Origin of the sequence: Flavobacterium sangjuense (assembly GCF_004797125.1) — a bacterium.
In the GTDB taxonomy this organism is placed as follows: Bacteria; Bacteroidota; Bacteroidia; order Flavobacteriales; family Flavobacteriaceae; genus Flavobacterium; species Flavobacterium sangjuense.
The window spans coordinates 698,081-719,904 of record NZ_CP038810.1 but is presented as its reverse complement, the minus strand read 5'-3'; the positions used below and the strand labels follow the sequence as shown (position 1 = coordinate 719,904).

The 21,824-nt window shown below is 34.3% G+C and carries 21 protein-coding genes; 8 read left to right on the top strand and 13 right to left on the bottom strand.

Annotation, left to right across the window (positions count from 1 at the left end; all coding sequences use genetic code 11):
- Positions 1-29: 29 nt before the first annotated feature.
- The 6 genes from GS03_RS03165 to GS03_RS03140 form a co-directional block, all read right to left on the bottom strand.
- Positions 30-428, bottom strand: coding sequence for a hypothetical protein (locus GS03_RS03165; protein WP_136151122.1), 399 nt, complete (start codon positions 426-428; stop codon positions 30-32).
- Positions 425-661: an AtpZ/AtpI family protein gene (locus GS03_RS03160; RefSeq protein ID WP_136151121.1), complete on the bottom strand. Its 237-nt coding sequence runs from the start codon at positions 659-661 to the stop codon at positions 425-427. The genes GS03_RS03165 and GS03_RS03160 overlap by 4 nt, the downstream gene beginning before the upstream one ends.
- The gene (locus GS03_RS03155; protein WP_136151120.1) at positions 630-1,034 is read right to left on the bottom strand and encodes a bactofilin family protein; all 405 of its coding nucleotides are present in this window, start codon (positions 1,032-1,034) and stop codon (positions 630-632) included. The genes GS03_RS03160 and GS03_RS03155 overlap by 32 nt, the downstream gene beginning before the upstream one ends.
- A gap of 5 nt (positions 1,035-1,039) precedes the next feature.
- Positions 1,040-3,874 (bottom strand): type IX secretion system periplasmic lipoprotein PorW/SprE, encoded by a 2,835-nt coding sequence (porW, locus tag GS03_RS03150; protein WP_246034159.1) that lies wholly within the window; start codon positions 3,872-3,874, stop codon positions 1,040-1,042.
- A gap of 256 nt (positions 3,875-4,130) precedes the next feature.
- Positions 4,131-4,829: an ABC transporter ATP-binding protein gene (locus tag GS03_RS03145; protein ID WP_136151119.1), complete on the bottom strand. Its 699-nt coding sequence runs from the start codon at positions 4,827-4,829 to the stop codon at positions 4,131-4,133.
- A gap of 46 nt (positions 4,830-4,875) precedes the next feature.
- The gene (locus tag GS03_RS03140) at positions 4,876-6,345 is read right to left on the bottom strand and encodes a DUF5687 family protein (RefSeq protein ID WP_136151118.1); all 1,470 of its coding nucleotides are present in this window, start codon (positions 6,343-6,345) and stop codon (positions 4,876-4,878) included.
- 118 nt (positions 6,346-6,463) lie between these two features.
- Between GS03_RS03140 and GS03_RS03135 the strand changes: the two genes are divergently transcribed.
- Complete coding sequence (locus tag GS03_RS03135) at positions 6,464-7,519, top strand: ferredoxin--NADP reductase (protein WP_136151117.1); 1,056 nt, start codon at positions 6,464-6,466, stop codon at positions 7,517-7,519.
- A complete protein-coding gene (locus GS03_RS03130) occupies positions 7,506-7,994 on the top strand; it encodes a hypothetical protein (protein WP_136151116.1) in 489 nt (162 codons plus the stop codon). Before GS03_RS03135 ends, GS03_RS03130 begins: the two co-directional genes overlap by 14 nt.
- 8 nt (positions 7,995-8,002) lie before the next feature.
- On the opposite strand, the gene GS03_RS03125 is transcribed toward GS03_RS03130, so the two are convergent.
- Both GS03_RS03125 and GS03_RS03120 read right to left on the bottom strand, forming a co-directional pair.
- Positions 8,003-8,995: a glycosyltransferase family 9 protein gene (locus tag GS03_RS03125; RefSeq protein ID WP_136153048.1), complete on the bottom strand. Its 993-nt coding sequence runs from the start codon at positions 8,993-8,995 to the stop codon at positions 8,003-8,005.
- 57 nt (positions 8,996-9,052) lie between these two features.
- On the bottom strand, positions 9,053-9,658 hold the full coding sequence (locus GS03_RS03120) for a DUF4254 domain-containing protein (protein WP_136151115.1): 606 nt from the start codon (positions 9,656-9,658) through the stop codon (positions 9,053-9,055).
- A gap of 108 nt (positions 9,659-9,766) precedes the next feature.
- On the opposite strand from GS03_RS03120, the gene upp reads away from it, so the two are divergent.
- Positions 9,767-10,420, top strand: a complete 654-nt coding sequence (gene upp / locus GS03_RS03115; RefSeq protein WP_136151114.1) for a uracil phosphoribosyltransferase — start codon at positions 9,767-9,769, stop codon at positions 10,418-10,420.
- Here upp and GS03_RS03110 read toward each other — a convergent pair.
- The gene (locus tag GS03_RS03110) at positions 10,415-11,344 is read right to left on the bottom strand and encodes a DUF6427 family protein (protein ID WP_136151113.1); all 930 of its coding nucleotides are present in this window, start codon (positions 11,342-11,344) and stop codon (positions 10,415-10,417) included. The genes upp and GS03_RS03110 overlap by 6 nt on opposite strands.
- Before the next feature lie 45 nt (positions 11,345-11,389).
- On the opposite strand from GS03_RS03110, the gene GS03_RS03105 reads away from it, so the two are divergent.
- Positions 11,390-11,620, top strand: a complete 231-nt coding sequence (locus tag GS03_RS03105; RefSeq protein ID WP_136151112.1) for a DUF6341 family protein — start codon at positions 11,390-11,392, stop codon at positions 11,618-11,620.
- Here GS03_RS03105 and purD read toward each other — a convergent pair.
- Complete coding sequence (purD, locus tag GS03_RS03100; protein WP_136151111.1) at positions 11,612-12,886, bottom strand: phosphoribosylamine--glycine ligase; 1,275 nt, start codon at positions 12,884-12,886, stop codon at positions 11,612-11,614. The genes GS03_RS03105 and purD overlap by 9 nt on opposite strands.
- 112 nt (positions 12,887-12,998) lie before the next feature.
- Here purD and GS03_RS03095 point away from each other — a divergent pair, with 112 nt between their 5' ends.
- From GS03_RS03095 to GS03_RS03080, 4 genes are read left to right on the top strand one after another with little or no spacing between them, the layout of a single operon-like run.
- A complete protein-coding gene (locus GS03_RS03095; RefSeq protein ID WP_136151110.1) occupies positions 12,999-14,345 on the top strand; it encodes a T9SS type A sorting domain-containing protein in 1,347 nt (448 codons plus the stop codon).
- A 59-nt stretch (positions 14,346-14,404) separates the two neighbouring features.
- Positions 14,405-15,718 (top strand): phenylacetate--CoA ligase family protein, encoded by a 1,314-nt coding sequence (locus GS03_RS03090; RefSeq protein ID WP_136151109.1) that lies wholly within the window; start codon positions 14,405-14,407, stop codon positions 15,716-15,718.
- A 54-nt stretch (positions 15,719-15,772) separates the two neighbouring features.
- Positions 15,773-16,858, top strand: coding sequence for a non-hydrolyzing UDP-N-acetylglucosamine 2-epimerase (gene wecB / locus GS03_RS03085; protein WP_136151108.1), 1,086 nt, complete (start codon positions 15,773-15,775; stop codon positions 16,856-16,858).
- A gap of 45 nt (positions 16,859-16,903) precedes the next feature.
- Positions 16,904-18,088, top strand: a complete 1,185-nt coding sequence (locus GS03_RS03080; RefSeq protein WP_136151107.1) for a glycosyltransferase family 4 protein — start codon at positions 16,904-16,906, stop codon at positions 18,086-18,088.
- On the opposite strand, the gene GS03_RS03075 is transcribed toward GS03_RS03080, so the two are convergent.
- The 3 genes from GS03_RS03075 to GS03_RS03065 all read right to left on the bottom strand — a co-directional run bounded on the left by GS03_RS03075 (position 18,085) and on the right by GS03_RS03065 (position 21,784).
- Positions 18,085-19,332 (bottom strand): undecaprenyl-phosphate glucose phosphotransferase, encoded by a 1,248-nt coding sequence (locus tag GS03_RS03075; protein WP_317128598.1) that lies wholly within the window; start codon positions 19,330-19,332, stop codon positions 18,085-18,087. The genes GS03_RS03080 and GS03_RS03075 overlap by 4 nt on opposite strands.
- Positions 19,333-19,458: 126 nt before the next feature.
- The gene (locus tag GS03_RS03070; RefSeq protein ID WP_136151105.1) at positions 19,459-20,442 is read right to left on the bottom strand and encodes a UDP-glucuronic acid decarboxylase family protein; all 984 of its coding nucleotides are present in this window, start codon (positions 20,440-20,442) and stop codon (positions 19,459-19,461) included.
- Between the two features lie 7 nt (positions 20,443-20,449).
- Positions 20,450-21,784 carry an O-antigen ligase family protein gene (locus tag GS03_RS03065; protein ID WP_136151104.1) on the bottom strand — a complete coding sequence of 445 codons (1,335 nt, stop codon included), beginning with the start codon at positions 21,782-21,784 and terminating at the stop codon, positions 20,450-20,452.
- Between the last annotated feature and the right edge of the window lie 40 nt (positions 21,785-21,824).

Genomic DNA, 21,824 nt, shown 5'->3' with positions numbered 1-21,824 from the left:
TTTGATGGAATTATCGATTCTAAAACAATTTATTGCTTATTGTTTAAAATTCTGATGGTTACATAGGTTTCTATTATCAAAAAGTAAATAAAGACAATGAAAAAATTCATCTTTTCTGTTGGTGTTTTTGGAAGCTGAGTGTGGATAATTGGTCTTAAAAAAGCATATGCTATTCCCATCTTTAAAGTTGTGAATGCTAAGAAAGCAAAACCAACAGAGTTTTCAGCTGTATTTTTTACCATTATTAATAAGGATATAATAACCGCCGAAAGCAAGGCAAACAATACGTAGAGCAAAAGTGTTGAATAAACAAAACTGTCTTCAAATTCTTTTGGAATAATGAAATGTGATATGGTTTTATGGGCGATAAGACCGATTATGGCCGCAATAAAGACTGTAAAAAGGGAATTGTATTTTTTTAAAATCATTTTTCTTCTTCGGATTTGTTTATCTCTTTTAACTGTCGGGCGATGTTATAGAACGCAATTGCAACACCAATCATCGTTAAAATCTTTACGTATAAATTATGTTTGTTTATGTATTTGTCATCGAGCCATTGACCAAGTTTTGCAAACAGAAAAACAATGATTCCCATTTGGATTGGAATATTAATAAGGGCTAACCATTTATTACGCTGTTTTTTCTTCTGCTGATTTTCCATCGGTAATCATGTTTTTTACATGAGGTTTCATTATACATGATGCGCTGAATTCGGCTCCGGGTTCAACCGAAAGTTTTCCGCAGACAACTTCTCCGTGAATATGGGCTTTGGATTTTACATTAAGGATTTCCTGAACCTGGATTTTTCCGTCAAAATTCCCTTCGATGTCGGCGTTTTTACAAATGATATCGCCTTTCACACTGCCTGCAGGACCGATTACTATTTTCCCTTTGGATTGAAAATTGCCAACCAAATGTCCGTCCAAACGGAAATCTGCCGGTGAAATTATATCACCATGAATAGTAGTTCCTTCAACAATTCTATTGGTTTTTCCCAATAAATCGGTGTACGATTTTGGACTTTTTTCAAACATGATTTCTATCCTTTTTTACCAGATTTATCCATTTGTGGTGATGGTGGCAACGAAAATTCCTGTTCTCCGGATTTTTGTTCTCCTCCTTTTTGATTTCTCCCTTTTATAATCTCTTTTGGGTCTTCTTCCGATGGCTGCCCTTTTTGATTATTATTGGCTACAGGTTTTGGCTGAACTGGCTCAGGCGCTCTTTCTAAAGTTCCGTCCCAGTTTGGTTGCGGTGCAGTTTCGGGAAGATTTCCGGCTAAGAATTCGTCTAAATTCTTTTTAATCTGAACTATCGTATAATTTTCTGCAGAAATAATTATAGGTGTTTGTTGCACTTTATAATCTTTATAGTCTTTCAAAATTGATGTAATACCAATTGCTAAATCCTCTGTATTTATACCGTGCAGTACCACAAAATTATCAGTCATCGTATATATATCCAGAGAAACGGTTAGTTTATTCAAACTTCTGTCGGCAATGAATTTTTTGATTTTTTCACGTAGCGCTTTTGTTCCGGCGTCTTCAAAATCTTTAGTTTGGTAAAGAATTTTCCAGTTTCTGGAAGGTGCTTTAGATAGTTGTAACGCTTCTAATTTTGGTAAATCAACTGATAATAATTTTTCCGCTTTTTTACCTTCTTCACTATTTGGATAATTTAAGGCAACAAAATTTAAGGCTGTGCTAAATTCACCAAGTCCGCCAAGTTTACCAACTATATTTGCTTTTAACAATTCGAATTTGGGAACAATTTCATCTCCTGTGAATCGGTTAATAGCATTTTCTGTAGCGGTTAAAACTGTTTTGAATTCCCCGTTTTGATATTGTTTATAGATGTTTGCGTAAACTACGTTTGGCGAATCACTAGACTCTTCCATATCGCTTGAAGGATTTAGTAAAATCTGTGCATATCGCGAATTTGGATAATTTGCAACGATACTTTCCTTCATTGCAGCAGCTTTTGATTTGTCTAAAATTTCATAAAGTTTATACAAATGATACATCGATGGAAGCACTAATCTTTCTTCAGGATTGTCACTTAACAACTTCTCAAATTTGTTTGCGGCTAATTTGTACTCCTTGAATTTTTCTTTATAAATAATTCCAAGTTGGTAGTTCGCAAAGTTTCTTTCTTTGCTCAGACTGTCTATGGTTGTTTGTGATTCCGGAATTTGTTTTATGTAGAAATCCGGTGTAAATCTTTCATCGACAGCTGCAACATCTTTACCCTCTTTATCGCCATCAACTTCTTTGCCGTCATTATCTTTTCCTGAATTTTCCTTTTCTGCTAGTGATGAAACACGCCAATTGTCCTGCAGCTTTCTTTTGCCCCATTTTTTGGCAAACTCCACTTTACCATAAGCCACAGTTGTAGGGTTGTAAAAATAGAAAACGCTTTCGTTTCCTGCTGCTGATGGATTAGGTGTTTTTGGGATTATCGATTTTGGTTTTTTAGAATCAGAACCGTCCTCTGAATCGATTTTACCATCGTTTCTTTCCTGATTTTCTTTAATTCTAGCTAATTTTTCTGCGGCCTTTTTTTGTGCTTCCTCTTCTTTTTTAAGCTTTACAATATGTGTTTCAAAATAAGCTGTTCTCTCTGAGCTCGACATTTTATAAAGCGATATAATACTGTCATTGGTATGTGAAATCGCTTCATATTTGATAACGTCTTCAAGATTTTCTCTTTTCTTTTTTATCAAATTAAACTCTCTTGTTCTTGGTTTTAACTGAACCAAAGTGCTGTCATAATAGTTTCCGGCTTTAACAAATTTGGATTCAATAAAATATAAATCGGCCAAATTTCTGTAGTTGGAAGCGATAAGGTATGTGTCTTGTGTTTTCTTTTTTAAGGAAAGATTGTATTGTTTTTTGCCCTTTTCCTTATTATTCGTTTTTTCATAAAACAACCCCAATTGATGGTGTAAAACATCTAGAAAAGGTCTGTTTTCTCTGTCTTTCAACAAGTCTTTGTATTTTTTTAGAAAGGCAACAGTATCTCCTTTTTCATAATCAAACTGCGCTGCTTGTCTTGCATGCGCATGAATTACATAAGATTTTGCCGCTTTTCTATGCATATCGATTACGGTTTGATAGCTGGCATAAGCGCTGTCTTTATAGCCTAGTTGTTCATAAACCTGACCTAAAATATAATTGTATCTCGATATTTCTTCTTTTGATTTGGTATATTCTTTAGCGATTTTAAGTTTGGCAACAGCACTATCTTTTTCCTGTAAATTCAAAAATGCCTGAGCCAAAGTAGCGTTGGCATCAGCAAAAATCTGATCTTTAAATTTGATCTCCTTTAGCAGTCTTCGAAGATTATTTACCGCCAAAGCGTCGTTATCCAGACGCATATTGGTTTTTTCTCTCCAAATTTTTACTTCGTATATTTTATCACTATTTGGAGATTTATTTAACACATAATTGAACGCGTCCAAAGCCGGTACAAATCGCTGATCATAGTATCTTGCTTGTCCGAGCATCATGTATGCTTCGTCCATTTGCGGGTTTTTTTCTGAACCACCGATGTTCATCGAATGTTTCTGAATCGCTTTGGTAGCTTTGGTTTCTGCTTTCTCAAAATTGGCGTTCTTAGTATTGCCAGGCATGAGATTGTCTTCGGAAACCTGCATTCTTTCTACTGGAAGTATCTCCCAAAAATTATCAGTGTTTTGGGCTTTTACTTCTTCAATTCCTTTGTCTAAGGCAATTCCACCATTGTATAAAATGTTATCTTTCGTGCTAAGTGCATGTGAATTTCTTGAAAGCCATGTGTTTCTTTTGGTTGAACAGGCTATTAAAAAAAGTAATAATCCCGAGAAGATGAAATATTTAATTGTATTGGTTTTCAAAGCAAAACGTTTAATGTTATAACGCAAAAAAGTCATAAATAGTATAACTAACTGGTAAAAATACGTTTCTTTTTGATATGGCAAAAAAATAAGCGGTAAGTTTTTGCATTATCCCTAAATACTGACTTCTTATTTTATAAATACGTTTAATAACGTATCTTAAGAAAGCTCCAGAGGTAGGGTTAAAATACAGATTACACAAATTGTCACAGAAAAATCCGTGTTAATTTGTGTAATCTTTGTTAAAGAAAAGAGATTAAACCGCGAAAAAGGCTTCTAATTCCTTCAGAGTTTCCGGTGATGTTTTGATGTCTTTTACCACTTCGCCCAAATGCAGTGCAACAATTCTGTTGCAAACTTCAACCGTATGAACCAAATCATGCGAAGAAACCAAAACTGTAACATTAGGGTTTTCTGCTAGTTCTTTGATGATTTTTTTTAATCTGTTAACTGTTGTTGGATCCAAATTAGCGAAAGGTTCATCCAAAATAATCACTTCCGGGTTTCCGATTAAAGTCGCGATAATCCCTACTTTTTTCATATTCCCTTTGGATAAATCTCTTAAATATTTTTTGCTGTTTAGAATTTCACCGTTGAAAAATTCTTCATGCTTTTTTAGTAAGTCATCAACATCGGCCTTATTTTGTCCGCGCAAATCGCCAATGAAATAAAAATATTCTTCGGCAGTTAAATAACCTATCAAAAAGCTTTCATCAATAAATGCCGAAGTAAAAGGCTTCCATGCTTCACTTTTGTCGACTTGCACTTCGTTGTTTATTATATGTCCGGAACTTGGCTGAATTAAATCCAACAACAAACTGAAAAAAGTAGTTTTCCCCGCACCGTTATTTCCAACCAATCCAAAGCTTTGTCCTTTTGGAATTTCAAGGTCTGGCATGTTTAAAACCATAGTTCCCAGATTGTATCTTTTGGTTAAATTATTTACTTGTATCATTTTAAAAAATTTATGAGGTTTATGAGTGTATTAGACTCTTTTGTTTTTAATTCTTCTGTTTGTAAGCTGCTATGGTTTCGTATTTTTCGGTTTTATATACTTTTTCAATCTTGGTAAAAACCATATTTCTAAAGGCAAATCCAAAAACTCCAGCTAAAGCCACAAAGAGATATCCAATATTTGGAGAAAAAAGATAATATCCAAGTGAATACAAAAGCATTGGTACCAATAGTTTTGGTATTAACATTATTACCGTTTTGAAATTAAAAGCCTGTTTGTCACCAAAAGCTTTATTTGCCATAGTCAAATCAATTGGAGTTTTAACAAAAGCACCTCCAAGCATTACCAAATGAGAGTTAACACCAATATTATATATCGCTCCAACGACAATTAGCAAATAAATTTCCCATCCAAAAAATACCCAATAAAAAGAAGCAATTATTGTCGAAATCGCCGTGCCTATAACCATCAGCCACCATTTTGAACTGATGTATTCGCGGTACTGAATGTTTTGGCTCATCATCAATTGATAATAAGAACTGTCCCAACTTGGAATGAATTGCCCAAAAGTGAATAAAAAACCACCGGTAACAAAAATCCCCGCAAAAACCTGCATCGCCGGATTGTTATAGGCTTCTATGGATTTTGTATAAAACAGTAATCCATAAAAAATAAACAGAAAACTCATGATAACCGTGGTTCGGGAACGCTTGTTTCTTTTCAAAAGTTTAATGTCATTTTTTAGAAATGTTCCCAAAGTACCAAATTGGTTTAACCAACTAAAGTTTTCGGTTTTGGCCTCATCGCTTTTTTTCGCCAAGCCTGTATCCAGATTTAGATTCTTTTTGAAATAATCAAATGAAAAATAATAGGTAACAATGGCTAAAAGTATCGGAATTAAAAACATATAATTCGTTGTATACATTGCCTGGAAAAATGGCTGCGTATAATTCGTCACATCAAAAAAGCGATAATATTGTGCAACTCCTAAAATCCCAACTATGGCTAATAATGGGTAGAAAACAATATTCTTATTATTAATCAGGATATTAATAAAATTATTAGAATAAATCATTCCCATCATTGCCAAACTCCACAAAACTGACTGAAATCCATGACCTTTAGTCAACAATGCAATAGTAAACGGAATAAAGAAAAAAGCATGCATCACATTAAAAAATGAAATGGCGGTTTTTCCTAAAGAAAAATGCACAATCACATTCCTGGTTATCGGTAAATTCAACAATGGCTTTATATTGGTAACCGGCATTTTTTGAAGAAAATAGCGAATTACCAAATCGCCAACCAAATAATAAATCAAAAATTTATTGACCGTTTCTAATGGTTCTAAATTAAATTCTTTAAGAATCTTATAGCCAAAAAATCCTAATAACGAAAACTCAAGTATTATTATTAACGCAACAAAACCCATTATGATTTTAAATGCAATGTTGGCTCCAAAAGAAGCCGAACGGGAAAAAGCTTTCCATTCGAGGGAAATGAAGTGTTTGAACATGGTTAGTTGTTTAGGTTTTTGAAATTAGTTCTTAAAAGTAAATATTTGTTACATACTTTCAAAGTTTCTTTCCTTTTCAAATCGTTGCTATTTCTTACCTTTGCAAAAATTATTTTTCATGTCTTCATTTTATAAATTACAGATCAAAGAAGTAAAACACGAAACCGCCAATGCCATTTCTGTTGCTTTTAATATTCCTGCCGAATTAAAATCTGCTTACAAATTTACAGCCGGTCAATACGTAAATCTAAAATTAACTTTAGACGGACAGGAAATTCGTCGTGCGTATTCGGTTTGTTCTTCGCCTAATAGCGGTGAATTGCGCATCGCGATAAAATCTGTTAAAGAAGGTCATTTTTCAAAATTTGCGAATGATAATTTAAAAGTTGGAGACATCTTAGAAGTTGGTCAACCGGAAGGAAAGTTTACTTTTGAACCTTCATTTTCTAACTTGAAAAACTATGCCGGATTTGTTGCAGGCAGCGGAATTACGCCGGTTATGTCAATTCTGAAATCGGTTTTAGAAAGCGAACCAAAAAGCACTTTTGTTTTGGTTTACGGAAACAAAACTTCGGATGAAACTATTTTCCTCAACGAATTACATGAATTACAGCTAAAATATGTTGGGCGCTTTTTTGTGCATTATGTTTTTAGTCGGGCTAAAACTGAAGGCGAACTTTTTGGCCGAATTGACAAATCAACTGTGAATTTTATTTTGAACAATAAACACAAAGAAAAGGAGTTTGATAAATTCTATTTATGTGGTCCGGAAGCCATGATTAATCTGGTTTCTGATGTTTTAAAGGAGCATAATGTTGCCGAAAAAAACATCAAATTCGAATTGTTTTCGACTTCATCTGCTAATGAAAATCCGGCTGCCGAAAGTCATACCGGTCACACCAAAATTACCATAATGGTTGACGACGAAGAAACCACTTTTGAAATGTCTCAAAAACAAACGGTTCTCGAAGCTGCCTTAAAACAAGGGCTTGACGCTCCGTATTCTTGTCAGGGTGGAATTTGTAGTTCCTGCTTGGCGCGAATTACAAATGGTACTGCCGAAATGAAAAAGAATTCGATTTTAACTGATGGCGAAATTGCCGAAGGATTGATTTTAACATGTCAGGCACATCCAACTTCCGCAGAAATTTATGTGGATTATGATGATGTTTAAAAACCAAAAGGGGATTGCCCTATTGTCGCTGTTATTTATATCCGGATTACTTCTTACAGGCTGTACAAAAGCTAAGGAACGGTTTATTATATCTTCAGACGAGAACGGTATTATCTGTTCGGCAAAAAGTACGTTTAACGATACCATTTTCTACGAAAACCGATTTCAGGATTCGACAATATATTACTACGCTCCACTGTCAAAACAGGAAAATGAGGAATTAAAAAAACTAATCATAAGTCTTAAGTTAGAAAAGAGTATTCCAAAATTTGAATTGCGCCCTGATAGCGGCACATTCATAGTAGTGTCAGATGCAGTAAGGTTTTATGAGGCAAACTATTCTATTCCGTCACGCAACATAAAAAAAATTCTTGGGATGTTCAGGGATGTGTCTTTCAAAATGAAACCCTGCAAAAAGGTAGACGATTTCTGGGATGTCGAAGGCGTTACTCCGCCGGATAACCCTGTCCCTTAATAATAAATTCAGGTTGATAAAACTTTTTCTATGACTTTTTCAACGGGAATCGTTCGCATTGCTTCTTCATAACCTTCCACTTTTTTATTTCCGTAAACTGAAGTTGGCAATAGTGGAAACTTTTCTCTGTCAGAAACCAAACAATTTTCAAGTGGTTGATTAAATGGTGCAAACCCGGCAAAAGGATGTGTGGCGCCCCAAAGTGTAATTACTTTTGTCCCTAGCATAGCAGCAATGTGCGAGTTTCCGGAATCCATAGAAAGCATTACGTCTAAGCTGGAAATCAAATCTAATTCTTGTGGAAGCTTTAACTTTCCTGCAACATTTATCACATTTACTTTTCCGTTAGCTAAGGAATTCAGTATTTCAATTTCTTTGTTTCCGCCACCAAAAAGAAAGATTTTATTGTTTGCATCTGATGCCAATTCATCGATGACTTGTTGTATCAAATCCTGCGGATATACTTTGCTGTCGTATTGTGCAAATGGCGCGATGCCTATCCATTTTTGAGTTGCTTTTTCGCCTGAAACTTTTAAAATTTCATTTGACAAATTCGCTTTTTGTGGAAACTTTGGATTTGACAAATCAACGTTGAAACCTAGTTTTTTAAAAGTCTCAACATGCCTTTCAACCATGGTTTTAATCGGCTTGAAGACTTTGTTTTCGGCACGGGTTAATGCTCTTTTTTCGGCTCTTCCTTTATCTGTAAACGCTACTTTTTTTCCGCTTAACGCGAATAAAGTTCGGATTATTTGGGAACGCAAAACATTATGCAAATCGGCGACAGCATCAATGTTCAATTGCTTTAAATCGGAATATAATTTCAATAGCCCCTTCAACCCTTTGTGTCTTTCTTTTACATCAACGGCGAAGAAATTCACATTCTCAATTCCATCAAAAAAAGGTTTGAAAAATGGTCGGGAAACAACCGTAATTTTTACGTCTGGATTTTGAGAAACAAAAGCTCTTATAACAGGAACTGTCATCGCAACATCGCCCATGGCAGACATTCGAATGACAGCTATATGTTGGATTGGGTTTGACAAAAGTTGTCGCTTTTATTTTTTGTTTTGGTACAAAACCGGATTCAAATCATCATCGTTGTACATTTTCATTTGTTTGTACACTTTCATGAATTTATCTCCGTTTTCAATATCGGTAATCAAATCATCAATGGCCGTTGACAAATCTGATTTTTGCTCTAATAACACATTTAATTTCGCCTGACATTTATCTCTGTGTTCTTGTGAAGCTTCGGCACGATTGGCTTCTTCACTCATATGATAAATTTTTAATGCCAAAATTGACAATCTGTCAATCGTCCAGGCTGGACTTTCAGAGTTTATTTTTGCGTTATCTTTTACCTTAACATTGTGGTATTTCTGAAGAAAATAACTGTCGATATATTCTACCATATCCGTACGTTCCTGGTTGGATGCATCAATTCTTCTTTTCAAAACCAAAGCCGCAACCGGATCAATATTAGGGTCGCGAATAATATCTTCAAAATGCCACTGAACAGTGTCAATCCAATTTTTAAAATACAATAAATGCTCAATCTTATCTTTTGGATAAGGATTGTTAACGGGTTGGTCTACGTTATCGTGAACATGATAATCCTTGATACTTTGTTCAAATATAGAATAGGCAAATTTTGAAAACATAATTATAAATTTTATTTTTACTCCGTACTGTTCGACCTTTTTTCTGAAAAGGTCTCGAGTGCAAAGATAGTTTTTATACTTTTACCTAAACATACAAATTCCACATTCATGCATATTCACAATATTTCGGAAAACAGCAGTATTCTTAATCATTTTTTGGCGCAAATTCGCGATGTCAATATTCAGAAAGACAGCATGCGTTTCCGAAAGAACATTGAACGAATTGGTGAAATTATGGCGTATGAACTGAGTAAAACTCTGGAATATAAAGCTATTGACGTTCAAACGCCGCTTGGCATCAAACACACCACAACCATTGCTGATCACGTGGTTTTATGTTCGATTCTTCGTGCCGGATTGGCATTGCATACAGGCTTTATGAATATTTTTGACAATGCTGAAAACGGTTTTGTTTCGGCGTACCGCCATCATTATGACAACGATGATAAGTTTGATATTTTGGTTGAATACCAAGCTGCACCATCTTTCGAAAATAAAAATCTGATTTTGATTGATCCTATGTTGGCCACAGGACAATCGATTGTGGCAGTTTTACACAAATTGCATTTGGAACAAAAACCAAAAGAAATTCATATTGCGGTTGTAATTGCGGCACCGGAAGGCATCGCCTATCTTCAAAAAAATCTTCCTGACAACTGTCATCTTTGGATAGCTGCGATTGATGAAAAACTTAACGAGAAAAACTATATAGTTCCCGGTCTTGGTGATGCCGGTGATTTGGCTTATGGAAGTAAATTATAGTTGGGAGAAATAGCTAAACGAGCATCCCAAAATAAGCAACAACAACACGATTTCCTGATACATTTTGCTTTGTGAATATTCAATGTTTGTGGTACACATCACTGATAATGGCATAAATGTAAAGATCAACATTTCGTTGTTTTTATCGGGCGAAATCAAAAAAATCGTTACTCCGATTAAAAATCCAAAAATCATTTTCTTATAAGAAGCCTGCAAAATCAGTGGTTTATTTGTCAAAGAAAAAATTAGTGAGAATAAAAAATACAGGGCAATCACAACAAAAAACGAGAGCGCTATATTTTGATAATTATTTGTAAAATAATCCAGTTCAAAATTAGTTTGCGTCTGAGTTATGATATGTGTAATCCATGTTTTATCGAACGCCAAAGCAGAAACCATGAATATAACTGCTGTTGCAAAAAACGCCACAAATGGCAAAAGCCAGTTTCTGAAATCTCTTGAAACGTGAAAAAATATCGAAATATAGACCAGAATAATAAAAAGGATACACCAAAAATGAAACAAGCTGGCAATAAAAATCCACATCGAAGCATCAAAAATCTTTTCTTTTGGCGCTTTTAATGTTTGCAAAGAAATCAATCTTCGAACAGCCATAAGCAGAAAAAAATTGGCAAACAATAAATTAGAATTATTGAATATGGATGGGAAAATGAGCAGAAACAATAAGAAAAATAAAATGGTATAACTACTGTTTTTGGTCAGGTTATTCTTTTTTACTGTAAAATTCACCAGAAAAAAAGAAGTCAATAATAACAAGACAAGTGTTGCTGTTTTTGAAAATCCATGGGACGAAATTGTTGACAACAAATCGCTTGACTGATACATAAAAAAGAAAAGCAGCAACAAAACTACCACCAAAGCATTATTTAGCAAAGTAGATTTTTTAAAAACGCTTGTTATCATAAGGATATTTTATACATTTGTGCTGTAAATATAACATTTTATAAAATGAGAGCATTTTTTGAAGGCATTCAATCTTTATTTGTAGACTTTTTATTCAAACCACTAGATTTTTTACGCTCTTTAGAGTTAAGCAACTGGTGGTTGGCTAACATTGTTAGCTGGACACTAATAATAGTTTGTGCATACTACACTGTTTACTGGTGTCAGGAATTAGCAAAACACAGAGCCAACAACGAAGAAGACCAAGATACAACGGCTCATTCTTTCTTAAAGTAAGTCGAAGCCAATATCTTTTCTAAAATACATCTTATCAAAATTTAGCTTGTCTATATTTTGGTAAGATTTTTTTATGGCTTCTTTGAAATCATTCCCAAAAGAAGTGATGGCTATGACTCTTCCTCCATTGGTTACGACTTTTCCATTTTCAAGTTTTGTCCCTGCGTGAAAAACAAGTGAATCCTGAATGTTTTCTATTCCTGAAATTTCAAAGCCTCTATCATAATCTTCAGGATAACCGCCGGAAACTACCATTACTGTTGTGGCACTTCTTTCGTCAATTTCTAACGAGACTTCATTCAGTTTCTCATTGGCAACAGCTTGAAATAATTCGACTAAATCGGATTTAATTCTCGGAATTACAACTTCCGTTTCGGGATCACCCATTCTGACGTTGTATTCAATAACTATTGGCTCGCCTTTAACAATGATTAGTCCAATAAAAACAAAACCTTTGTACTCAATTCCGTCTTTTTGTAAACCTTCAACTGTTGGTTTTACAATTCGGGTTTCTATTTTTTCAAGCAAAACGGCATCTGCAAATGGCACCGGGGAAATTGCTCCCATGCCGCCTGTATTTAAACCTGTATCGCCTTCTCCAATTCGTTTATAATCTTTGGCTGTTGGCAGAACTTTATAGCTTTTCCCGTCTGTCAATACAAAACAACTCAATTCAATTCCGTCAAGAAATTCTTCGATAACCACTTTGGCACTTGCATTTCCGAATTTGGCATGAACCAGCATATTTCGTAATTCTGTTTTCGCTTCTTCTAAATCGTTAAGAATTAAAACACCTTTCCCTGCTGCTAATCCATCGGCTTTTAATACGTATGGTGGTTGCAATGTTTCTAAAAATTTGCATCCTTTTTCGACAGTTGCTGCCGTAAAACTATCATAGGCTGCTGTCGGTATCTTGTGTTTAACTAGAAATTCTTTGGCAAACTCTTTACTTCCTTCTAATTGAGCTCCGAGTTTTGATGGCCCAATAACCGGAATATGATTTAGCTCTGAATCATTTTTAAAGAAATCATAAATCCCTAGCACTAATGGATCTTCAGGACCAACGACAACCATGTCGACTTTTTCCTGAATCGAGAACGATTTTATTGCATTAAAATCATTTGGATTAATAGAAACATTTGTTGCTATTGAAGCAGTTCCCGCATTTCCTGGTGCAACAAAAAGTGTTGAGCAAATTGGACTTTGAAGCATTTTAAATGCCAAAGCATGTTCTCTTCCGCCTGAACCAAGTAGTAAAATAACCATCATTATTTATTTTGATTGCAAAAATAACTTTTAAATATTAATGGTTTATTAAATTTTCATCTTGCTTGGAAAAAAAGATTATTTTTGTTTTTTAATATATAAAATTGAACTTATGAAAAAATTATTACTTTTCTCTTTATTAGTATTTGCATTTACTTCAAATGCTCAGGTTTCGTGGACAACACAAAACACTAATTTCCCTGTTGACGGTTCATACACAGGAGATATTGCTGTGGTTGATGCTAATATTGCATGGGCATTAGTTCAAAGAGTTACCGCAACAAATCATCAAACATTTTCAAAAACCATTAATGGTGGTACAAACTGGACAACCGGTTCTATTGGTGTTGGTAATACAACAGGTTTAGGTATCGGAAACATAACTGCAGTTGATGCGAGTACTGCTTGGGTTTCTACATTTCCAACAGGTTCAACATCAGCACAACAAGGTGTATACAAAACAATTGATGGTGGTACAACTTGGACCAGACAAACGACTGCAGCATTCTCTTCGTCCCCAAGTCTTTCATTTTGCAATTTTGTTTATTTCTTTGATGCTAACAATGGTGTTTGTATGGGTGATAAAAGAGGTGGTTATTTTGAAATTTATACCACTACAAATGGAGGAACTAATTGGACAAGAACTCCATCAGCTAACATCGCTGCTTCAGCTACTGATTATGGTTATACTGGTAAATATTATGCGAACGGAAATACTGTTTGGTTCGGAACTGATGGCGGTGAATTAATGCGTTCTACCGACAAAGGTTTAAATTGGACAAAAATTACTACCCCTATTCCTGATTTTGGCGGTGGTACTGATACAACATCTATTGCTGAATTTGCTTTTTCTGATAATAACAATGGTTTTATTTTAAAAGAAACTTATGACGGTTTACCAACTCCAACTTTTTTAGAAACAGAATTATTTCGTACAGCTGATGGTGGTGCAACCTGGACACCTGTTACATTTGGGACAGGAATATTTCATGGAGCACTTGCTTTTGCAGGTCCCGGAATGCTTGTAACCGGAGGTTCATCAGATGGGAATTTCGGATCTTCTTACAGTTTGAATAATGGTCTTACCTGGACAGCTATTGACGGGTTGTCACACACGTGCTTAGCTTTAAAAAGCGATACTCTTGGTTGGGGTGGAGGTTTTGCTACGACTGGTGTAGGAGGTGCATTTAAATTTAATAATACTTTAGGAACTCCAAGTTTTAATGCTGCTAAATTTAAAGTATTCCCAAATCCTGCAATTTCAACAGTTACAATCGCTGCTGAAAATGCAGATTCATATAATTTATCCGTTACAGATGTAACAGGTAAAATCGTTATGACTAAATCATTAAACGGAATTGAAAACACATTGGATATTTCTTCTCTTTCAACTGGTGCTTATTTCTTCGAATTAAGCTCAGATAACACAAAAGACGTGATTAAAATTCTTAAAAATTAATTACAAATAAAATAGTATTTTTAAGGGCTGACATTCGTTAGCCCTTTTTTATTGTCTTTATGTTCAACTTTTTCAATTTTTCGCTTTTACTAAATGGCTTTCCTATGAAGGAAGCGTCTGTCGAATTGGAAAAAATTCTGGCTGTTTCGGAAATTGAGTATGAAAATTATGTAAATCAAAAGAAGGCTGCAATCGTTGAGTATCATTTAAAACACAACAAATCGTATCAGGACTTTGTTGGAAAAAGTTCTTTTGACAATTGGAATGAGCTTCCGATAATGACTAAAAAAGAATTTCAAAAACCTTTGTCAGAAAGGCTTTCCGAAGGATATACTCCATCAACTGTTTATGTAAACAAAACCTCTGGCTCAAGTGGTGATCCTTTTATTTTTGCCAAAGATAAATTTTGTCATGCCTTGACCTGGTCTAATATCATTTATCGTTTCGGTTGGTTTGGAATTGATTTTAATTCGTCCTTACAAGCCCGTTTTTATGGAATCCCATTAGATTTTATCGGAAATAAAAAAGAGCGTATCAAAGACTTGTTGAGCCATCGTTATCGTTTTACCATTTTTGATTTATCTGATGTTGTTTTAGAAAAAGTCTTAACCAAATTTCAAAATAAAAAATTCGATTATATCAATGGCTATACCAGTTCGATAGTTTTATTTGCCAAATTTTTACAAAAGAAAAATATTGTTTTAACATCGGTTTGCCCAACACTAAAATGTTGCATTGTAACCTCTGAAATGCTTTTTGATGATGATAAAATACTGCTCGAAAAACAATTTGGCGTTCCGGTTGTCAATGAATATGGCGCCTCTGAACTTGATTTGATTGCGTTCCAAAACCCGGAAGGCGAATGGCAGGTGAATTCTGAAACCATTTTTGTAGAAATTTTAGATGAGGAAAACAACGTTTTACCAAATGGCAAAGAAGGCCGAATTGTGATAACATCATTATATAATAAAGCGCATCCGTTTATCCGATATGATATTGGCGATGTTGGAATTTTAGACGAAAAAAGTACTTCTAAAAAACCGATTCTTAAGAAACTAATTGGTCGAACCAACGATATTGCTGTTTTGCCAAGCGGAAAAAAATCCCCGGGATTAACCTTTTATTATGTTACCAAAAGCATCATCGAAGACGATGGAAATGTCAAAGAATTTGTGATAAAACAAACCAAAATCGATACTTTTGACATCGAATATGTAAGTGAATTAGAATTAACCGAAGCTCAAATTCAACAAATTGAAAAAGCCATTACAACTTATTTAGAAAGTGGTCTGACTTTTTCATTTAACCGTAAAGAAAAACTAGAACGCAGCAAAAGTGGAAAATTGAAACAGTTTGTTTCATTGATAAAATAAATTAACGAAAGAACGAAGAGTGAGATTGCTTCGTTCCTCGCAATGACAAAAAAAATGAAAATCACAATAGTCGCAGGAGCAAGACCTAACTTTATAAAAATCGCGCCCATTATCAAAGCGATAGAAAAAAAGCAAAACGAAGGAGCTAAACTTTCCTATCGTTTAGTTCACACAGGCCAACACTACGATAAAAACCTCAGCGATACGTTTTTTGAGGAATTGAACATTCCACATCCAAATGCAAATCTCGAAGTCAAAAGCGGTTCCCAATCGGTGCAAACTGCTGCCATCATGATTGCCTTTGAAGAAGAGTTGTTGCAAAATCCATGTGATTTGGTTTTGGTAGTTGGTGATGTCAATTCGACTATGGCGTGTGCTATTGTTGCCAAAAAATTAAACATAAAAGTCACACACGTTGAAGCCGGAATTCGTTCCGGAGACATGACAATGCCCGAAGAAATCAACAGAATTGTAACGGATAGCATTACCGATTATTTTTTTACAACCTCAACTTGGGCAGGAGAAAATCTCTTAAAGTATGGTGCCGAACCTTCTGCAATTCATTTTGTGGGCAACGTGATGATTGATACTTTATACCAAAATTTAGACAGAATTTCTGCGCCAAGTTTTTGGAACAAATTTGATTTAGAAGCCGGTAATTATATAGTCTTAACATTGCATCGTCCGGCAAATGTTGATGAAGAAAAATCGTTAGTGAATTTATTAGCTGGCATTGACAAAATGGTTGGTGATAAAAAAATTATTTTCCCAATTCATCCCAGAACTAAAGCGATCTTAGGTGAACAAAATCTGAATTTGAAAAACATCCTTTTTGTTGAACCACAAGGTTATCTGAACTTCATGTATTTAATCAAAAACAGTTTTGCTGTCATTACCGATTCAGGTGGCATTTCGGAAGAAACTACCGTTTTGGGAATTCCGTGTTTTACGATGCGGAACAATACCGAAAGACCCGAAACACAGAACATCGGTACAAATACATTAGTGGGGACTTCGATTGAAAATTTAAAAAAAGTATTTGGAGAATTTCTGGCAAATGGCCCAAGAAAAGCGGGAATTCCAGAGCTTTGGGATGGTAAAGCTTCCGAAAGAATAATTGCTGTTTTACTAACCAAATAATCTCTCGCAAAGGCGCAAAGGCGCAAAGTTTAATATTGTGCTTACATGAAAGAAATTCTAATCATATCCAATTATTATCCGCCGGAAAAAGGCGCAGCTGCCAATAGAATTGAGCAGTTGGCTTTGAAATTAAATCAAAATAATTATAAAGTTTCGGTTATCTGCCCACTTGGAAATTACCCAAAAGGAGCATTATTTCCGGAATATAGAGGTAAGTTTTCGGTAACTGAAAATCGTGATGGTATTACGGTTAAACGTCTTTGGATTTATCCAAGTGTCAGCAAAAATTTATTGGTTCGAATTATTTCTGTTTTGTCATTTTCGGTAACCTTATTTTTCTATTTGTTATTCAAAAAAATACCAAAGAAAGTAGTGATTCAATCGCCACCTTTATTATTGTCTTTTATTTCGGTTTTTGTGCTTTCGCTAAAAAACAAAAAAATAATTTTGAACATTTCCGATTTATGGCCATTAGCCGCTATCGAATTGGGTGCTTTGAAAAAAGGTTCATTATCGCATAAATTCTCGTTGTTTTTTGAACGCTACATTTATAAAAAAGCGACTTTGATTTTAGGGCAATCCAACGAAATTATCACACACGTTCATACTTTATTTCCGGATAAAAAATGCTTTTTATATCGCAATTTCCCCGATCATAGTATTTCTGAAATGGAATTAAAAACGGAAGAAAATCAACCTATAAAAATTTTCTATGCCGGACTTCTCGGAATTGCGCAAGGCGTATTTGAATTGTGCCAGAAAATCGATTTAAAAGGACTAAATGTAGAATTTCACATCTTTGGTGATGGCGCCGAAAAAACGCAAATAGAAGGGCTGATTTCATCTCAAAAAGAACAACAGCTATTCTTTCACGGAATGTTAGATAGAAAGGAATTACATAATAAACTAAAATCGTTTGACATTGCCATTGTTCCGTTAAAAACCAGGATTTATGGTTCTGTTCCTTCTAAGATTTTTGAATATGGTTCACTTGGTTTTCCAATACTATATTTTGGTGGTGGCGAAGGTGAAACTATTGTTAATGAGAATAATTTGGGTTGGGTTGCATCCGTTGGAAATTATGACGATTTAAACGAAAAACTTAAGGCTATTTCGAGAGTAAAAAAATCGGAATTGGATGTGATGAAAAAACAGATTTTTGACGAATCCCTAAAAGTATTCGATTTAGATAATCAAATGAAAATCCTAATTGAAAAAGAGGTTTTCTAATACGCTTTGTCTTCTCCTTTGAAGATATTAAATACTGTTTGAAAAATGATTTTGATATCCATAATTAGTGACCAGTTTTCGATATAAAAGACATCAAGTTTTATACGGTTTACCATGTCTTCTTCAGTTTCAATTTCGCCTCTAAATCCTTTCACTTGTGCCAAACCTGTAATGCCGGGTTTAACATAATGACGTACCATATATTTTTTTATTTTACTGGCGTAAGCTTTGTTTTGTGACCATAAGTGTGGTCTTGGTCCAACAACCGACATATCTCCGAGTAAAACATTGAAAAACTGTGGTAATTCGTCCATACTTGTTTTTCGCATAAATTTCCCCATCTTGGTAACTCTCGGGTCATTTTTAGAGGCTTCCTTTTCGGTAAATCCATTTACCTGCATAGAACGGAATTTATAACAAAAAAATTCTTTTTCATCCATTCCCGGTCTTCCCTGCTTAAAAAATACAGGCCCTTTTGATTCCAATTTTATTAAAATAGTCAAAATAGGAATCAGCCACGATAACAAAAAAATTATCACAAATAATGAAAAAATAATATCAAAAGCCCTTTTAACTCTTTTTATATAGGGATTATGCAGTTGTGTTTTTTGAAGAGATAGTACCGGAAACAATTCGTAATAATCAACTTTTAAATTTTTAGAAAAAATTTCTTTAGTATCAGGAATGAATTTAATTGCCTTTTTATTATCGTCGGCAAATTCGACTAACTCTTTCAGTTTTTCATTTGAAATTTCATTTAAAGAACAATAAATCTCATCTATTTTATTTTCTATGGTAAAACTTTTAATATCGTCTATTTTCCCAACAATATTTGGATTCTGCTTTTTGTCCGAGAAATATCCCGCAAACCTATACCCGTAATCTATCCTTGTTTCAAAAACTTCCTTTAACCGAATTGCTTCAGGTGTATATCCGATGATAATTGCATTTCTGTAATTACTTCCTGTAACAATCCTATACCTTTTTAAATAAATAAATAAAAAGGTTTTAAAGGCAACAACAATAATGAAGGTCACAGACATAAAAAGCGCCACAGCTGAACCGCTAAAAATTGACGTCTTTGCAAAAGGAAAGAAAGCAATGACAATCAATAGAAACACACTGAATTGCTTCATCAGTTTAGTCAGAATATCTACCGGAGTAGTAAACCTGAAAATTTCATAATATCTTACTATAACCGCTATGGAAATCCAGGTGATAGTTTGGTAAGCCAAATAATACACCTTATTTAGTCTTAAATCCCTAAAGAAATAAAGACTAAATATAGTTATGACAATTAAATCGAATAATATACTAATCGGTCTAATGTATTTTGAATACCTCCCTGTATGCTGTGCAACCATAAAATACTAGTGGATATAACTTTTGAAGTTTTTATGTTCTTCTTTTAAAAGTTCTTCTGAAGAAAGTGATTTAAAGTATTCATACGTTAATTTCATTCCTTCTTCTCTTGAAACTTTTGCTTCCCAGCCTAAAATGTTTTTAGCTCGTGTTGTGTCAGGCTGTCTCTGCATCGGATCGTTAATTGGCAACGGATGATAAACTACTTTTTGGTTTGTGCCTGTTAATTTAATAATTTCTTCAGCGAAATCCTTAATGGTAATTTCGTTTGGATTTCCAATGTTTACAGGCTGCTCGTAATCTGAATGCAATAATCTGAAAATGCCTTCAACCTGATCTGTTACATAACAAAATGACCGCGTTTGACTTCCATCTCCAAAAATCGTCAAATCTTCTCCGCGTAATGCCTGACCAATGAATGCCGGAATAACACGCCCGTCATTTAGTCGCATTCTTGGTCCATAGGTATTGAATATTCTAACGATTCTTGTTTCTACCCCGTGAAAAGTGTGGTAAGCCATTGTAATTGATTCCTGAAAACGTTTGGCTTCATCATAGACACCTCTTGGTCCAATAGTATTTACATTACCATAGTAATCTTCTGTTTGTGGATGTACCAATGGATCACCATAAATTTCAGAAGTTGAAGCAATAAGAATCCTGGCCTTTTTTACCCGAGCCAGACCTAAAAGATTGTGGGTTCCAAGTGAACCAACCTTTAGGGTTTGGATTGGGATTTTTAAATAATCTATCGGACTTGCGGGTGATGCAAAATGAAGAATATAATCTAAATCACCCGGTACGTGAACAAATTTGGTAACATCATGATGATAAAACTCAAAATTCTTATGTTTAAATAAATGTTCTATGTTTTTTAAATCTCCTGTAATCAGGTTATCCATTCCTATGACGAAGTATCCTTCTGCGATAAAACGGTCACAAAGATGAGAACCCAAAAACCCAGCCGCACCAGTAATTAATATTTTTTTCATATAAAATTTATTCTACACTAGGATTCTTTTGATTAATCCCTGAATTAAAAAGACAATACATCATAGTGAAAAAAACCACGCCTCGTTGCCTCCATAAAAATGATTCGGTCAAAAATAAACTTATCATTAGAAATGCGAAAGCAAAATTCACAAAATCTTTTGTTTTGATTGCATTTTTAACGTTAATAAAAAGCATTATTACTATCAATAAAAAGCCAAAAACTCCCAAATCTGCAAAATTCTGAACATATTGATTGTGAAAATTCATCTTTTGATATCCATCACTGGAATCATCACCCTGATATACATGATAAGCCACGCCTTTAGCTTCAATTTTGGGATAAGATGCGTTCAGTCCATAACCTTTCCAAAAAATGTTGTCTTCATTCATCATTTCTAAAAATATTCTAAACTGGTATACCCTGAAGGCTGTTCCTGGGAAAAAATCATTTTGATTGAAGACTGTATTTGTCCAGGCCTGTTTTATGCTGACATTGTAAAATGTTGTTTTGTTTTCTTTTGAAATAACATCATTTACAGTACTATCTGTCATTATTGTTTCATACTCATGATGTAATTTATCTTTTATACTTCCTATAAACCCTAATGATAGAACCAGGATCAAGAATACTATCAGATTTTTCAAACGCAATTGCTTAGAAAGTTTGGAGTAGAACAAATGATATACTATTATCAAACCAATAAATGCTATAATAATGTTTTGGGAAGAGAGTAGAATAACCATCAACAGCAAAATACCAATGCATAGGAAATCAATGATTTTTTTTATCGGTTTTGTGTAGAAGTAAAAAAATGAAATGGCCATGTAGACCGAAACATGTATGGCATTCACATCTTTGGTTACCAATTCGTGGTAAAAGAAAACACTGCTATCGTGCGAGGAAAAATAACGTATTGTTGCTTTGACAAGATAAAATAAGGCATACACCAATATCCCATAACTGTATACCTGCAGAATAAGTTGCTTTTGATATTTAGATATTCCTCCGAAAATAATGAAACATAAAGGTATGAGGAGAAAGGGTAATTCTTTTGATAATGCCGGTAATGTTAAACTTTTATCTATGGTCCAAAAATAGGAAAGCAGCATCAAAAGATACAGCAGTATGGGAAATAATAATGTATAGTCTATCTTAAAATTCTGCTTTTTGAAAAAAAAGAAGGTTGAAAAAACCAATAAGCCAATAGCGATACTGTTTACCGAATGTGGCAGCGGGATGGAGAGCAACACAAAAATTAATAAATAAAGTGGTGTCTCTTTGTTAAGCTCTTGATTTGTTTTCAGAGAAAAAAACTTAAAAAATGGATAGTTATTCTTCATTTATTTTATTCTTGTCAAAATCATTAATAGCAGTGTCCAC

Coding starts and splice junctions, on each gene's coding strand:
- GS03_RS03070 (WP_136151105.1), bottom strand. CDS start 20,442: ATGAAAAAAATATTAATTACTGGTGCGGCTGGGTTTTTGGGTTCTCAT.
- GS03_RS03105 (WP_136151112.1), top strand. CDS start 11,390: ATGAGAGCATTTTTTGAAGGCATTCAATCTTTATTTGTAGACTTTTTA.
- GS03_RS03125 (WP_136153048.1), bottom strand. CDS start 8,995: ATGGGCGATGTTGCGATGACAGTTCCTGTTATAAGAGCTTTTGTTTCT.
- GS03_RS03110 (WP_136151113.1), bottom strand. CDS start 11,344: ATGATAACAAGCGTTTTTAAAAAATCTACTTTGCTAAATAATGCTTTG.
- purD (WP_136151111.1), bottom strand. CDS start 12,886: ATGGTTATTTTACTACTTGGTTCAGGCGGAAGAGAACATGCTTTGGCA.
- GS03_RS03160 (WP_136151121.1), bottom strand. CDS start 661: ATGGAAAATCAGCAGAAGAAAAAACAGCGTAATAAATGGTTAGCCCTT.
- GS03_RS03135 (WP_136151117.1), top strand. CDS start 6,464: ATGTCTTCATTTTATAAATTACAGATCAAAGAAGTAAAACACGAAACC.
- wecB (WP_136151108.1), top strand. CDS start 15,773: ATGAAAATCACAATAGTCGCAGGAGCAAGACCTAACTTTATAAAAATC.
- GS03_RS03065 (WP_136151104.1), bottom strand. CDS start 21,784: ATGAAGAATAACTATCCATTTTTTAAGTTTTTTTCTCTGAAAACAAAT.
- GS03_RS03155 (WP_136151120.1), bottom strand. CDS start 1,034: ATGTTTGAAAAAAGTCCAAAATCGTACACCGATTTATTGGGAAAAACC.
- GS03_RS03130 (WP_136151116.1), top strand. CDS start 7,506: ATGATGATGTTTAAAAACCAAAAGGGGATTGCCCTATTGTCGCTGTTA.
- GS03_RS03080 (WP_136151107.1), top strand. CDS start 16,904: ATGAAAGAAATTCTAATCATATCCAATTATTATCCGCCGGAAAAAGGC.
- GS03_RS03165 (WP_136151122.1), bottom strand. CDS start 428: ATGATTTTAAAAAAATACAATTCCCTTTTTACAGTCTTTATTGCGGCC.
- upp (WP_136151114.1), top strand. CDS start 9,767: ATGCATATTCACAATATTTCGGAAAACAGCAGTATTCTTAATCATTTT.
- GS03_RS03090 (WP_136151109.1), top strand. CDS start 14,405: ATGTTCAACTTTTTCAATTTTTCGCTTTTACTAAATGGCTTTCCTATG.
- GS03_RS03145 (WP_136151119.1), bottom strand. CDS start 4,829: ATGATACAAGTAAATAATTTAACCAAAAGATACAATCTGGGAACTATG.
- GS03_RS03140 (WP_136151118.1), bottom strand. CDS start 6,345: ATGTTCAAACACTTCATTTCCCTCGAATGGAAAGCTTTTTCCCGTTCG.
- GS03_RS03120 (WP_136151115.1), bottom strand. CDS start 9,658: ATGTTTTCAAAATTTGCCTATTCTATATTTGAACAAAGTATCAAGGAT.
- GS03_RS03095 (WP_136151110.1), top strand. CDS start 12,999: ATGAAAAAATTATTACTTTTCTCTTTATTAGTATTTGCATTTACTTCA.